Source organism: Microcoleus sp. B13-B6, from assembly GCF_036705405.1.
Classification (GTDB): Bacteria; Cyanobacteriota; Cyanobacteriia; order Cyanobacteriales; family Microcoleaceae; genus Microcoleus.
In genome coordinates this window covers 1-13,954 of sequence record NZ_JAUBUJ010000112.1, presented here as the reverse complement: position 1 = coordinate 13,954, position 13,954 = coordinate 1, and the positions used below count along the sequence as shown (strand labels likewise).

Genomic DNA, 13,954 nt, shown 5'->3' with positions numbered 1-13,954 from the left:
TAGGGACACGGCATTGCCGTCTCCTCTTAGTCCCTACAATATTATTTTGGGGTAGGGACACGGCATTGCCGTCTCCTCTATTATTCCGGTGCTCTTTCAATCACCGGGTTTTAATCTACAATTGAATTAAGTCCTCACCAATACATTTATGCCGATCGAAGACGAAGATTTTGAAACCGAATCAATTAGCGACGATCGCAAACTCCAACTCTTCACAGACAGACACGAATTTACCCGCCGATTTGCCTTTTATTTAAACGAAGACCCGCCCCGCGAACAAATTTTGTATTTTTACGGCGATGGAGGCAACGGCAAGTCATTGCTCCTCAAACACTTGCAGTATAACTGCTGCAAAAGATTTTCGCCGCAGGTTTGGCAACAATTGCGCGCACTCCCCGAATCAAAAGCGGCCGAAGTTGCTGATTTCGTCCGCCACGCTGAACCTAAAACCTATACTCCCATACCCGTAGTCAGACACGATTTCGGATTGATACCGATTAAAGAAGATAAACCGCAAGATAGATTTTACGGCTTGCTGATGCTTCGGCGAAATGTTGCAGCAGCCACTAAGAAATATAAATTTAAATTTCCCAATTATGACTTTGCTTGCTTTTGGTATTTGCTGAACAAAGGCGAATCACAGGCAACTCTCAACCAACTTTTCCCCGATGATGTGGCGGAATTGGTGGCACCTGTAGTTGAAACTTTTGCCGATTTTCCGGTGGTAGCGCAAGCGGTGGCGGTACTCAAAGGGATAGATAAATTCGGCGGGATTAAGCGGGCGATGAAATTAATTCAAAATCGCTTGGGTGTCAGCGACGAAAAAGCGGATCAAATTCGCCGTCAAGATATTGATACTGAGTTAACCGACTGTTTGCCTAAATTGTTTGCTGGGGATTTGAATGCGGCAATGGCTGGTAGAAATAAACCCGATCGCCTCGTGATGTTGTTCGATACTCACGAGAAAATGTGGGATGAAAAACGCAATTCTCAAGGCGCAACTTTTTGGTATCAAGATGAGTGGTTTAGGCGGTTGTTGAGGGCATTGGATTACAAATTGGGGATTGTGGTTGCTGTGGCGGGGCGAGAGTGTCCCGTGACGCAATTGCGGTGGCCGAATGCGCCGAGGTTTCCGATTCCAGAAGATTATATAGATAAACAATTGGTGTGGCATTTGTCTCCCGCCGATGCTAGGGATTACTTGCACAAAGTGGAGATTGACAAGGCTGATTTGGCTGATGCTGTAATTAAATATGCCAGCGTCAATCCCGATGATAATTGGGAGAATTTGCCGGTACATCCGTTTTATTTAGGTTTGTGCGCGGATGTGGTGCTGGCAGAAAGAAGGCGGGGAATTGAGTTGCTGGCGTCGGATTTTTCGCGGATTCCGAAGTTAAAAAATAAGACAGAGGAATTAACGGATCTCTTGCTCAGCTATGTCGATCGCGAAGTGCGATCGGCTGACGCACTCCAACATTGATTGATGTTGTTGGCGGCAATTTTTATTTCCACACCTGACAAGCTTTGTATCATTGTGAATTAACATGATATGGATAACTGCTGAATATAATTGATAACTTCATCTTTACTAATTATTTCAGAAGTTGGCACACAATAAGAAGGGTAAATATAATGAGTTTTACCTGTCGCTGCTGTTTTGCGTTTATCTATTTTTGTACCGTATCTATCTGGATAAATAATCCACTTTGTACTGGGACGTGTTGGCGTTATTGCTCCCCAAGCTATTTTGGTATTTCGACAGTACCAAATAACTACTGCTGGCGGGTTTACCCATTGTTTACTTTCTACTTCACCGCACATCCAACCTTTATAACCGGGCGGTATTTGTCGAATCGGATCTGTAATAGACTGAAATACTGTTTTTACAGATATCCAAAAAATTTTATTGCCTAAATTATCATACACAGGAATATCTTCGTCAGTATTAAACTGAGTAAGAATAGACTCTCCTGTATTAATTCCCCGTTTCCTCAGTCCATTGCGAATAAGTGTTACAGCATAATCTCCTTCAGCTAAAAATTTTTCCCAAGTCATAAATACTTAATCATACTTTTTCCTTAAAATTTTATCATCAAAACTCATCTAAAACTTCTTCGTTTACATCTGGTAAAGAATTTTTCATTTGATTCATTTGTTCTTTCACCAATTCTATTAAACGATCGTTGCAGTATTCAGCAATTGCTGGATATTTGTCTGCAGTCTCTTCTAAAGGTGTTATCACACATGGATCGCTAATATCAATACCCAATTCTATCCACTGCCTAGTTTGCTCCACAGCTACATTGACCAGCTTTTCTAGTTCTGGTAAGTAGTTACTTATCCCATTCAAAGGATTTAATTTCGATATTTCTTCTAGAGAAATAGACAGATTTTCTAGTTGCTTTTTCTTGAGTAATTTAAGGTCTTTATCTTTTGCAAATACTGAAAGAAGCGAAGATGTTCCCGCTTCTAATATTTTTGTATGAAGGACTGAAAAAGGTTGCCGACCTTCAACCGGAATATTATCCCAATAATTAGTAGCAAGTTCTCGAAATAGTTGATATGCTCTAAAATAATGTAGGCATGCATCTATCCCATCTTTTGTAGTGCTCGCTAAATTAATCAAACCCAGAGCCTCATACAATATTTGACAAGTCTTTAAATCCTTACTACAATCATCACTGAATTTTTTTATGACCTCCTTTAACTTTTCGTCTAAAGATATTTTCCAAGCATAGTTGCCAATGTCATAAAGTACGAATTCGTTAACCTCTTGAAACTTCTTTGATATTACAAATAACTCTTCAGCAGTTAAACGTTCACGTATCACTCCCTCCTCGGCAGATGATCTACTACTTCTTTCCTCTGACTTCGTGTCCTTCGCGTCTTCGTGGTTAAATAATTCGATATTCTTCCAATGGGAAGGGGCTAAACTATTTATTTCATCAATTTTAGTAGTAAGTGTGGATATTAAACTCTCAAATTCAGCACTAACAAATTCCGTTTCGAGCTTTTGCCTAGCTTCCTCTATTTTCGTTTTAATACTAGAGGTGAGAGCTTCTTCAAAGCTATCCAAAACAAACTGTGTCATAGCATTTAACCTCGCAGCAGTTGGCTGACTTGCACTAACGAAAGTTAGTTTACTTGCATTTTATCACAACCACACGAATAGTGCATCAAAGGGCGAGCGCACTTCCCGTACCTCATCCAAGACTTAAAAACAGAAAGTCCGCCTGTGCGGACTTCGTTTGTCTAGCGCCACACATCAGTCTGGCAGACTAATCACTCCAAATTCAACACACAATAAGGATAACGAGTCGTCACACAAACTACTGGCCCCACATAAAAACCCGGTTTCTGCCCACCCGCGCAGTCCTGAACGCACTCCGACAAAGAAACCGGGTTTTTTCCCAAATTTGCGAATCACCACCAAATATTGTCATAAAAACCCGGTTTCTGGCCACCCGCGCGTAAGCCCTAAATTTGCTACAATAGCCCTATAAAATATCAAAATATCAAAATATAAAAAATATGAACGAATCCCAAATACCGCAAATACCTTGGCTGCCATTAAGCCGAGAAGCCCACAAACTATCAGTTACCGACAGATTAGCTTTAGTCAACGCGATTGTTGAGTCCATCAGACGGGAACTCAGACCCTCACAATCCCTGCCAGATAACTTCGTCGAGCCGATGACGGGGCTACCAAAAACTGATGCACCACTCCCAACAAATACCGAAGTTAAAATTAGATTGCGGGGCGATCGCAAAGGTGCGGCAAAGCGACTCAGAGGGCTAGCAAAAACCGATACGCCACCTCCAACAGATGCCGAAGTGGCAGCCATGCTAGAAGAACGTTTGGTGGAGAAATACCTAAAATGAAGGTATTAATAGACACCAACATTATTCTCGATAGTTTGCTAGAACGAGAACCGTTTGTAGAAGATGCTGATGCTTTATTTGAGGCGATCGAAAATGAGCAAATTGAGGGATATGTAACGGCAACAACCTTAACAAATATCTTCTATATTGTCAGAAGGCAAACTCGCAGCCTCGATCGCGCTAGGCAAGCTATTGCTGAAACACTAGCATTAATGAAAGTATCTGCCGTCGATCGCCACGTTTTGGAAATAGCATTTGCATCTAATTTAACCGATTTTGAAGATGCCGTGCAGTTAGCTTGTGCGCTGTCAGATAACTTGGAGGCGATTGTAACCCGCGATACAGGAGATTTCGCTGGGGCTACCTTACCAATTCTATCACCTAAAGAGTTATTAAAACGTTTGGAATAAGATTAATAGGACTTACGCACTCCGACAAAGAAACCGGGTTTTTTACCGAATGTGTGGGTCACAACCCAGTATTCTCGTAAAAACCCGGTTTCTGGGCTTCATCCGTAAGCCCTAAAAAAACTTAACCTTGCAGCTTACCGCCCAGATTTTCTCGGCGATGTACCGTCAGTTGATCGCTTCCGACGGATCAGCACGCTCATCACCTGCTTCGGATTAGCGGCACGCTGTACGGGACTCCAATCGCCCACTTCTGCAAATCCCAGCCGGTACAAAGTCAGTATGGTTTCCCTGACACCCTTGGGCGAACCGACAACCGTTAACAGCACCACTTCCTGTTCGCATACTGCTGCTGAGTCGTCATTTGGGCATTGGGATTTGTTGTCGTCAGGCACGAATTCCTGTGACATAATATGTTCTCCTGGTTTTGGGTTTTCTAGAAAAACCCAAAAACCCAGCCGCCCCGCATTTCAAGACATAGCAGGGCGGCTACAGAGAATGTTAAGATTCTCGGAGCCTCCAGACTGCTGATTCCAGTTTGGCGGTTATGCTGTCCATTGCTGCTACCAACAGCTTTGGGCAGTGCAACTAGATTTTTGGGCGACGCGGGCTGCCTCCTCTACAAGCAAAGCAACCTCTCACTTCAAAGCGTAGCCGCAGATGGGGGCCGCCGTCAATCCATTTTGGATTTTAGATTTTGGATTTTGGATTGACAATCGGGATTGAGAGGTTTTGGGCCGGGCTGAGGATTTAGATTTGACGCACCTTACTCGATTAAGCAGGCGGGATTGAGTACAGGGCAGTGCCTTTTTCCTACAAATCTTACAATAAATATCATTGGTAGGGACACAACACTGTTGTGTCCTTTGTCTGTGGTAATGACGGTTTTTGTTAATAACAATCCCGATTTTTTAGAGGATGCGGCAGTGCCCATTGGTGTCAATTTAACGTTAAACCCGCACTTCGAGAGTCCGACAGTCCGACAGGGGTTGAAACCCCTGTCTCAAAGCGAAAGTCCTCTAAAGAGGACTGAGAAAAATACTTTTAAACTCATTAGTCCTCTTTAGAGGACTTTCACTATTAGCCAGGGAATTCATTCCCTGGCGGACTGGCGGACTAAGAGATTAAGTTGACACTAATGGGCAATGCCGTTTCCCTACAAACCAACTATCCCCCTCACTCCTCGCTAACAGCCAAACCCGAAACCACAGGGGCGATCGCATTTAACTTCAACACAGGATGATCCCCTTCCACTTGTCGGCAATTCCACTCATTCCTAAACAGCAAAACCGGCCTTCCCCAAGTATCTTTTACCGTCACCGTATTAAACAGCCGCCCAACTTTTTCCAGCGCCTCCCAACCGCCGTCAACCCAACGAGCTACACTGTAAGGCAACATATCGATCGTCGTTTCCACATTATATTCCGACTGCATTCTGAACTGCACAACTTCAAATTGCAACTGTCCGACAGCCGCCAAAATTGGCTCGCGTTTCGACTCATCAACTGAGTACATAATTTGCACTGCGCCTTCTTCCTGCAACTCAGAAACGCCTTTGCGGAACTGCTTAAACTTAGAAGGATTGGGATTTCTCAAAAAAGCAAAAAGTTCAGGAGAAAAACAGGGTATCCCTTCATATTCCAGTTTTTGGCCGGTGTAAATAGTATCCCCGATCGCAAATACTCCCGGATTGTTCAAACCGATCACATCCCCCGGATACGCAACCTCGATCGACTCCCGATCCTGAGCAAATAACTTTTGAGGTCTTGACAAACGCACCGTTTTACCACTGCGAGCGTGAGTCACGTTCATGTCCTTTTCAAACTTGCCCGTACAAACCCGAATAAAGGCCACCCGATCGCGGTGTCTTGGGTCCATATTGGCTTGCAATTTAAACACAAACCCGGTAAAATCTTCATAAGTTGGCGGCAAGTCTCCGGCGCTGCTCTTGCGGGCGATCGGCTTCATAGCGTAATCTAAAAACGCATCTAAAAACAGTTCTACCCCAAAATTGCTCATCGCGCTGCCAAAGAAAACTGGTGTCATTTTTCCAGCCCGAACCAAGTCTAAATCGAGTTCAGTTCCCAACTCATCCAGCAGTTCCAACTCTTCTTTGAGCTGATAGTAAAGGTCTTGTTCCAACAAATCTTCAATGCGCGGATCGCCCAATTCGATGACCGTATCAACAGCAGCACGAGAACCGTGTTTAGCCCGCTCGAATAAGTGAATTTTGCGCGCCCTGCGATCGAAAACACCTTTAAAACGATCGCCCGTACCTATGGGCCAATTTACCGGATAAGTCTGCAACCCCAATTCCTTCTCAATTTCGTCCAACAAATCCAAAGGTTCTCTGCTAGGGCGATCGAGCTTATTAAAGAAAGTAAAAATAGGCAAACTTCGCAGCTTACAAACTTCAAATAACTTCCGAGTTTGCGGTTCCAAACCCTTAGCAGCATCCTCAAGCATCACCGCATTGTCAGCCGCCGCCAGAGTTCGATAAGTATCTTCGCTAAAATCTTGGTGTCCCGGAGTATCGAGCAGATTAATGTGATATTTTTTATACTCAAACTGCAAAACAGTAGAAGTAATAGAAATTCCCCGCTGCTGTTCCATCGCCATCCAGTCAGACGTAGCGTGTCGCTGAGCCCGCCGCGCTTTCACAGAACCTGCTTCGTGAATTGCACCTCCGTACAGCAGCAGCTTTTCTGTCAAAGTAGTTTTTCCCGCGTCGGGGTGCGAGATAATAGCAAAGTTGCGCCGGCGCTCAACAGCAGTTAGCAGTTCAGTTTCGAGTTCTGTTGTCATCAAAAAAAATCCGTAAGTGGGAACTCAGTCCCTTTAGGGCTGAGAGGGAAACGGCTCGGCGGTTTCAACCGCCGTGAATCTTTCCATTACAGGGGGATTGCTTAATTCGGTGTACTTTTGTAATGTACTTTCAGTGGGACAATTACCACCTCAAACCTCGCAACCCGCTCACGCATAATGTTTGCTCTTTCGAGCCTCCCTTTCGGGGTAATGTTCGCCTCGCCAAGGTTATAAGAGCTTGTTAGGCTTGCAACACTGTTTCAGTGACCTTAAAACTGTTTAATTGCAAGCGACAGAGCAGGGAACTGGCGTCGCATTCGCCTGGTGTCGTGACTCAAATAACGTAGTCAATTAAGACTTAGGCTGGTCAGTACAGCTTGCTTGATTACTCTTACAAGCTCAGTCCCTTTAGGGCTGGGTTACTGACCACAAATTAGGTAGGGGAATCATCACCCGATCGCCATTATAGCCTGTGCTACAGTTGCTATTAAAGGTAAAATTATCACTAAAGTCAAGGAACAAAAATAATATGTACGACTCCGACAAGCGAAAGCTGCTATCACTGGTGTGCCACGGGGCGATTTTTTTCAGCACGTTACTGTTCTCGATCGGAGCGCCGATCGCTGTATTGTTAGTATCAGATGACCCCGTTGTCAAAGAAAACGCCACAGAAGCCATCAATTTTCACTTTAATGTATGGCTGTACGCTCTGATTCTGGTGCCGCTATCTTTTTTGACATTGGGTTTGGCTGGCTTAATCGGTTTCGTACTACACTGGGGACTGACAATAATGGCTATTCTCCACATTTTGCAAGATCCTAACCAACCTTACCGCTACCCTTTTATTTTCCGAATAGTTTAGACAACGAATCGCGCTTCACTATCTATTTCAAAAACCCGATTTTTTGAAAAAACCGGGTTTTTAATTATTTTATAACTCAAGACGCTTGGGTTAGTGCTAAAAAAACAGATCGTGCGTAGGTTGGGCACGAGTGAACGAACCCTCCGTTTTACTCCGCCCAACATTTTCGCTATAATTTTCCACGGGCCCAAGCGTATTGAATTATCGAAAGCTTTTTAACCATTCATATTTGGCGTTACCATAGGCTTCTCTTGCCAGCAATCCGTCTGCACCGCGTCTGGATCGCTATAATCGCCATCGCGATAATATCTTTGAGTAAGTGTGCTTTACTTCTTTCTATTCTTGGGCCCTTCAAACTGGCAAAATGTTCTAAAAAACTGGCATTTCAAATATTCATTGAAGACCAGGAATCTGTTTGTTTTTGTTGGAAACTTACAGCTTTACTAAAACCTATTGCCCTTGATATTCCCACTAAAATACAACAAAATACATTGAAATTTAGTCGGATTTAACTGTAGCATATTTTGCGTTAAAGTTAAGATGCGTTTAGCCTGCGCCGGGAGGGTGACATAATGTCTAAGGCTCCATCTAACAATAGTCCGGACAGTTTTCAATCACTAACGGCAGAATGCGGGTTTCAACCTTCTCAGTGAGGTCAAATGCTAACGGTAGAATGAGGGTTTCAGCCTCGGTCTCAAAAACTGTCCGGAGTATTGAATACATTACTTGAAGTTTGACGATATTCCCATTCCTGGGGTATTCATACCTTGATTCAGCAACGCCTCGCCAGAACTGGGGGCATCGCTGGCAGCCACCGCAGCAGATTCAACAATTAACCGACGATCGGATGGCAGCACTGAACATCGCTCGCTGAACATTGCCCAGCAACCGAGCGCTACGGTGTTAGAGACAACTTGACATCGTAGCGCTACCTGATGATGACTGATGACTAATACCTAATAACCGACCCCAAAACCATGACCACCAAAAATCTGCCGCCCAATGATCCAATAGAAACAGTCTTCCTTTATCGAACTTTTTTTTGCGTGATTTATCGGCGCGGTGGCTGGGAAATCCGGTGCATGAGCTATGGATACACCTACCCCGGCGTCGTGGGCGGCGCGGGGGTGGCGAAAAAGCAAGTAGATGATTTCTTAGACCTGCGTTACGGGCCCAGACCCGATCGCCAAAAACCCTAGAAGCCACTATACTGCGGTTAATTGGGGCAACCCTTTGCCAATTACCAATTGCAAATTACCACCGTGTTAAAAAAGCTCCCTTGACATTTTCGGTCGGGGGAGCTTTTTGTTTTGGGACGATCGAACAACTCCAGCAATCGCCATGAATTTAACCCCAAACTACTACTTTAATTGTAATGTAAGTTATGAGAGGTTTGTTAATTATTTGTATTTTTTTCTAAAGGGGCTGTAGCGTTGTAAAAACTCAAAAATTAAACAAAAAACAAGCTGACCAGTTATCATTGTGAATTGGTATATCTTAACTGCTATAAAATCTGATAATGATTCTTTTTGTATCTCAACTGGTCGGTAATCCTTAACTTTTTTTTTTAAACTAATTGTTGTATTTTGGCTATAATCGTTCGCAGAGAGGGTATGTTGGATTTTTTCAATAAGACAGTTCATATTACCAGGATCTGCCTGAATAAAATCATCAACACCACTTGCTGAAAATCTCTCCCGGTCACTTGCCATGAATTGACCGCCCCATTTTAGAATAATGGGAATTTGTGCGGTTTCCGCGTTAGATTTTAATATCAGGATATTTTTCGCCCAATCCACTTCTTCATATATACTCCCATAACTCTTGACTATAATTATATCTACTTGTTTATTAGTTGCGAGTTGCATGACGGTTTCTACGTCAAACCCATAATATGCGACCAAATTAACTCTCATAAACCGCCTAGCCACCATGCTAAAATTCATCCAATCATTTTCAACGATTAAAACTTTTCTTAAGACTTTAATTTGTTCAGGTTCATCAAGTTCTGCAATAGCACAGCGGGTCGTTGGATGAAATTGAAAAATAGCAATTACTGTCAATTTTTCATTCTGGAAACCTACTAAATCATTATATTTTTCGGCGGGAATTGAGCAATAGACTAAATCCCACTGGCAGGAATTTTTATCTGAATCACAAACCAGTAATTTGACATAACAGAGCCAATAAGAAAATTCACTATTCATTTCTTATTCTACTTAACTTACTACTTGTTTTTGTAAACGAATTAGTGCTTTTTCGTTTTCAGATTATCAGGAGGCGGGATATCCCGCCTTCATTATGTAAACTATTTTAATTTATTCATGCTCGCCCCCTAGAATATCTAAGATTTCCTCCACATAATCCTCGTCGGTTTTTAGTTTTTTCTTTCGCTTCTTTAGCCGCCCTCTCAACTGATTGAGCAGGTCAGCCGATTCAGGTAATTTCGGTTGGGTCGGTGGTGGTGGTGGCGGGCTATCAGAGGTTTCATCTTGTTCGGCTTCATCCGGTTTCGCGAGTTTGGTTTCGGCTTCTTCCAGTTGTTCTCGCAGTTCCCGCAATTGTTGCTGAAGATGACCTTTGACCTGGCTGCTAGAGCCTAGCAGCTTAGCGTAATTTTCGCGGGCTTCATCACGTTCGGTTCCGGTATTTTCCAAGTCTTGCTTGAGTCTGCCTATTTCCTGTTGGGCTGCTTCTAATTGTGCCTGAGCTTGGGTATAGTCCGCGCGGGCTTCGTCGCGTTCCTCCTTGAGTACCCTGCAATCGTCGCGAACCTCATTCAATTCTTGCTCTATCCAACCTACATCAGCCTGCAATTCAAGCCTGAGCGATTCATCGTTGCCCTCGCTCAGGCTCTCAATTTTCCCAGCCGTTCCTCAAAGCTGGCTAACTTCTCTGCCAGCAACTTGTCTAGCTCTTTGGCGATGGTTGATTCTAAATCCCCACCTGTCGGCGCTGCACTAGCAGGTTTCATCCCCGTCGCTGACTCTAGCAACCCCACAACCCAAGAATTGACGCTTAAGCCGTTGGTTTCGGCGGTGGCCTTGATAGCTTCTAGCAAGTCTTCCCGTCCGTCCAGCCTCAAGTTGAGCTGGAGCCGTTTAGTCGTAGAGGTTTCGGGCTTATTGGTTTCGCTTGTCATGGTTCTGTCTAGTAATAAACTAGCCACAATCTAGCATAATGCTATTTAATTGTCTAGTATCACGCTAGCTTAAAATTAGTGCCTCTAGCTTTTTGTCTAGCAGCTTAATTTAGCATAATGTCTAGTGTTTCTGCTATAACAAATACTAGATATTAAATGCTCAATATATACTAGACATTGTGCTAGTAGACAAATAGCTTTTTATCTAGCATCTTAATTTAGCTTTTTGTCTAGTGTCTATGCTATAACGTATACTAGACATAATGCTAGTATACGTTATAGCGAAACGGAAACGACACAAACCGCTCGCTACATACGCTTCACAACCAGCACACACAACCAAAGGACGAAGAACAATGACTCTGTTAGCCAACAAGTTCGCTCAAATCGCCTCAACAATCGACGCCACGAATGCCCAAATCGCAGCGCTACAAGCCAAGCTCAGCGAGATCCAAGACTATCAGCAACAGTTGCCCGACCGCTAGCGAACCCTCCCATCGCTAGCGGTATCTAGTACATAAGCTAGACACAGATACTAGCATTGACTCATGAGAAATACTAGACACAACAACTAGCTTAATTACTAGATAAATACTAGCACTCTGCCTAGTATTTATCTAGTACAAACAAAACCACTGCCCGAAAAAACTCCGATCGCCCCAGAACCGATCGCCACACCGATGCTACCGCACCAACTACCCCAGCGCCTACGGCGCCGGCCGATCTCCGCCTTGAAACTAATGCTCTCGTTAGTCTCGGTCAAGCGCATAGTATCTGATGTGCCTACCAGTAACGAAGCTCCGGGCGAGCTAGAAATTGCTGGCGAGCGAGCGTCTGGCGAGCGGTGGCTTCGTAACTCCGCCGGTGGTGAAGCTTGGCTGGCGACGGATTCTCTCGTCGAGAGCGGTTATTTTCAATTCCATGCGGCGGTTCTGACACCGCGACTCAATCCGAAAGCCGACGAAACGATTCCGGCGCGAGTCAAAGAGGTCGAAAATCAAGCGACAGATGCAGGCAAAACTTGGGAAACTAAAACTCCTAGCCGTTTAAACACCACAGCCCCCTCCCTGAGACGCAACCTTTACCCCCATGCCATCGTAAACTTCTATTATCAAAGGCATAAAATGAATAAACCAGAACTGTCTCACGCCCGCCTTGAAGCTTCCCTCGATGCCAAAATTGAAAGATATTTCGATACTCTAGATACCGATCCAGACGTGCTCAAACAATTACTCGCCGACAAGCGCTCCGAAAATACCCGCCGCGCCTATGAGCGCGATGTCAATGATTTCTTAAAAACTATGACGGGAAAATCCGCCTGTCCTGATAACGTTTTGGAATTTTTGCACTTGGACGAGCGTCAGGCCGTGTCGGTGGTTCTCAAGTATAAAGCTAAGCTGATTGACAAGGGGTTGAAGGAAGCCACGGTCAATCGGCGGCTGGCGGCTGTCAAATCGTTGGTGGAGATGGGCCGCAAGCTCGGTGCGTGCCATTACAGTTTGGAGGATATCAAGGGGGAGAAAATTGTCGGCTACCGAGATACGACCGGGGTTGACCGAGCAACTTTTGAGCGAATTTTGAGCGGGTGCGACCGGGCAACGAAAGCTGGCAAGAGAGACTATGCTTTGCTCCGGCTGCTGTGGGGCAATGCTTTGCGTCGCAACGAAATCAGTCAGTTGAGTGTTTGTGACTTTGACCCTGTTGGTAAGACTTTGCGGATTCTTGGCAAGGGACGCGGGACGCAAGCTGAGACGATCGATTTGGGTGGTGCGACAGTGCAGGCGATCGCCGATTGGTTAGAAGCAAGGGGAAGTTGCTCGCACGATAGCCCGCTTTTTATAGCACTTGACTCCGCTCACAGCGGACACAGACTTAGTGGCGACGGTATCTGCAAGATGGTTGTCCGCCACAGCGAAAAAGCTGGTATTAAAAAACAGATGTCCCCTCACCGCATCAGGCACAGCGCTATCACAGCGGCACTGGACGCAACAGACGGGGATGTGCGGAAAGTTCAGAAACTCAGCAGGCACAGGAATTTAAACATGCTCATGATATATGACGACAACCGGGGGCGCGACCAACAGGACGTTACCGAAATGCTTGACTCTATGTTTTGAATGTTTTTATAGGGTTGCCTCAGTAATTCGTTAATTAAGGGCGTGTTTTTGCCTGCCATCAAGTCTCTAATTTTGTGGCGATGACGCTGTAACGCTTGAGGGAGAAGAAATTGGAGTTTACAAATTGGGTGTTGTTGGGCTGGGATTCATTCAAATCGACGTACAATCAGCCGCCGATGCGGTGAGACTTATCAAACAAGCTATGGAGGTGAGACAAGGCCCGCCCCAAGCGGTGATGTTTCTCAGTCGTGCGGTGAAGGGAACGAAGCTTAAAACCGAAGCAATGGAGTTGTAGGGAAAACTTACACCCACCATCAAAGTGCTCAAATCAGTCGTTCACCAAAAACAAGTGATTGCTGATTCTTCAGGTCAAGCAGCGACTGTGTGGGATTTGGGCGGTCAACCTGCCTCATATTCTGGTAAGGAGTACAGCCGACTGTTTAAGGAAATCATGGGAGTGTTGAAATGAGTACCAAGAAACGTAAACCACTGGGTAGCGCGATGGAAGAATTTGTTTTTGGTACAAAGGAAAACGAAGCTGCATCACCAACACCACCAGAAATTGTATCGCCAGCAACAACGCCCACAGCATCGCTAACACCGGAAGTTGCATTGCCCGCAACACCACCGCAGCCGCAAGTATCTGCACCAGACCCCGTACCTAGGGCTTGCTGAATCAGTGAGAAAAGTAAACAGTGTATGGGTTTTCCGACCAAAAAAGTAGTAAGGGTGCAAGAAA

18 protein-coding genes are annotated in these 13,954 nt (G+C 44.7%); 10 read left to right on the top strand and 8 right to left on the bottom strand.

Going from position 1 to position 13,954, the window contains the following annotated elements:
- Nucleotides 1–148 precede the first annotated feature (148 nt).
- Nucleotides 149–1,480, top strand: a complete 1,332-nt coding sequence (locus QUB35_RS33165; RefSeq protein ID WP_333146343.1) for a hypothetical protein — start codon at nt 149–151, stop codon at nt 1,478–1,480.
- 59 nt (nt 1,481–1,539) lie between these two features.
- Here the strand turns inward: QUB35_RS33165 and QUB35_RS33160 are convergent, their stop codons facing one another.
- Nucleotides 1,540–2,055: a hypothetical protein gene (locus tag QUB35_RS33160; protein WP_333146341.1), complete on the bottom strand. Its 516-nt coding sequence runs from the start codon at nt 2,053–2,055 to the stop codon at nt 1,540–1,542.
- A gap of 37 nt (nt 2,056–2,092) precedes the next feature.
- Nucleotides 2,093–3,091, bottom strand: coding sequence for a hypothetical protein (locus QUB35_RS33155; protein ID WP_333146339.1), 999 nt, complete (start codon nt 3,089–3,091; stop codon nt 2,093–2,095).
- Between the two features lie 440 nt (nt 3,092–3,531).
- Between QUB35_RS33155 and QUB35_RS33150 the strand changes: the two genes are divergently transcribed.
- Both QUB35_RS33150 and QUB35_RS33145 read left to right on the top strand, forming a co-directional pair.
- Nucleotides 3,532–3,882, top strand: coding sequence for a hypothetical protein (locus tag QUB35_RS33150; RefSeq protein WP_333146337.1), 351 nt, complete (start codon nt 3,532–3,534; stop codon nt 3,880–3,882).
- Nucleotides 3,879–4,292, top strand: coding sequence for a PIN domain-containing protein (locus QUB35_RS33145; RefSeq protein WP_333146335.1), 414 nt, complete (start codon nt 3,879–3,881; stop codon nt 4,290–4,292). The genes QUB35_RS33150 and QUB35_RS33145 overlap by 4 nt, the downstream gene beginning before the upstream one ends.
- A 134-nt stretch (nt 4,293–4,426) precedes the next feature.
- Here the strand turns inward: QUB35_RS33145 and QUB35_RS33140 are convergent, their stop codons facing one another.
- The gene (locus tag QUB35_RS33140; protein ID WP_333146333.1) at nt 4,427–4,699 is read right to left on the bottom strand and encodes a hypothetical protein; all 273 of its coding nucleotides are present in this window, start codon (nt 4,697–4,699) and stop codon (nt 4,427–4,429) included.
- Nucleotides 4,700–5,465: 766 nt separating this feature from the next.
- Complete coding sequence (prfC, locus tag QUB35_RS33135; protein ID WP_333146331.1) at nt 5,466–7,094, bottom strand: peptide chain release factor 3; 1,629 nt, start codon at nt 7,092–7,094, stop codon at nt 5,466–5,468.
- 529 nt (nt 7,095–7,623) lie between these two features.
- Here prfC and QUB35_RS33130 point away from each other — a divergent pair.
- Nucleotides 7,624–7,956: a DUF4870 domain-containing protein gene (locus QUB35_RS33130; protein ID WP_333146328.1), complete on the top strand. Its 333-nt coding sequence runs from the start codon at nt 7,624–7,626 to the stop codon at nt 7,954–7,956.
- Between the two features lie 722 nt (nt 7,957–8,678).
- Here the strand turns inward: QUB35_RS33130 and QUB35_RS33125 are convergent.
- Nucleotides 8,679–8,813 carry a hypothetical protein gene (locus QUB35_RS33125; RefSeq protein WP_333146326.1) on the bottom strand — a complete coding sequence of 45 codons (135 nt, stop codon included), beginning with the start codon at nt 8,811–8,813 and terminating at the stop codon, nt 8,679–8,681.
- Between the two features lie 120 nt (nt 8,814–8,933).
- Here QUB35_RS33125 and QUB35_RS33120 point away from each other — a divergent pair, with 120 nt between their 5' ends.
- A complete protein-coding gene (locus tag QUB35_RS33120; RefSeq protein ID WP_333146324.1) occupies nt 8,934–9,155 on the top strand; it encodes a hypothetical protein in 222 nt (73 codons plus the stop codon).
- 201 nt (nt 9,156–9,356) lie between these two features.
- Here the strand turns inward: QUB35_RS33120 and QUB35_RS33115 are convergent, their stop codons facing one another.
- The 3 genes from QUB35_RS33115 to QUB35_RS33105 all read right to left on the bottom strand — a co-directional run bounded on the left by QUB35_RS33115 (nt 9,357) and on the right by QUB35_RS33105 (nt 11,098).
- Nucleotides 9,357–10,163 carry a hypothetical protein gene (locus QUB35_RS33115; RefSeq protein WP_333146322.1) on the bottom strand — a complete coding sequence of 269 codons (807 nt, stop codon included), beginning with the start codon at nt 10,161–10,163 and terminating at the stop codon, nt 9,357–9,359.
- A 111-nt stretch (nt 10,164–10,274) separates the two neighbouring features.
- On the bottom strand, nt 10,275–10,772 hold the full coding sequence (locus QUB35_RS33110) for a hypothetical protein (RefSeq protein WP_333146321.1): 498 nt from the start codon (nt 10,770–10,772) through the stop codon (nt 10,275–10,277).
- A gap of 32 nt (nt 10,773–10,804) precedes the next feature.
- Nucleotides 10,805–11,098 (bottom strand): hypothetical protein, encoded by a 294-nt coding sequence (locus QUB35_RS33105; RefSeq protein ID WP_333146318.1) that lies wholly within the window; start codon nt 11,096–11,098, stop codon nt 10,805–10,807.
- A 356-nt stretch (nt 11,099–11,454) separates the two neighbouring features.
- Between QUB35_RS33105 and QUB35_RS33100 the strand changes: the two genes are divergently transcribed.
- From QUB35_RS33100 to QUB35_RS33080, 5 genes are all read left to right on the top strand, one after another.
- The gene (locus QUB35_RS33100; RefSeq protein WP_333146316.1) at nt 11,455–11,583 is read left to right on the top strand and encodes a hypothetical protein; all 129 of its coding nucleotides are present in this window, start codon (nt 11,455–11,457) and stop codon (nt 11,581–11,583) included.
- 294 nt (nt 11,584–11,877) lie between these two features.
- On the top strand, nt 11,878–13,215 hold the full coding sequence (locus tag QUB35_RS33095; protein ID WP_333146314.1) for a tyrosine-type recombinase/integrase: 1,338 nt from the start codon (nt 11,878–11,880) through the stop codon (nt 13,213–13,215).
- 124 nt (nt 13,216–13,339) lie between these two features.
- Nucleotides 13,340–13,510 (top strand): hypothetical protein, encoded by a 171-nt coding sequence (locus QUB35_RS33090; protein ID WP_333146312.1) that lies wholly within the window; start codon nt 13,340–13,342, stop codon nt 13,508–13,510.
- 24 nt (nt 13,511–13,534) lie between these two features.
- Entirely contained in the window at nt 13,535–13,684 is a 150-nt protein-coding gene (locus QUB35_RS33085; RefSeq protein WP_333146310.1) for a hypothetical protein, read from the top strand.
- Nucleotides 13,681–13,890, top strand: coding sequence for a hypothetical protein (locus QUB35_RS33080; protein ID WP_333146308.1), 210 nt, complete (start codon nt 13,681–13,683; stop codon nt 13,888–13,890). Before QUB35_RS33085 ends, QUB35_RS33080 begins: the two co-directional genes overlap by 4 nt.
- Nucleotides 13,891–13,954 lie beyond the last annotated feature (64 nt).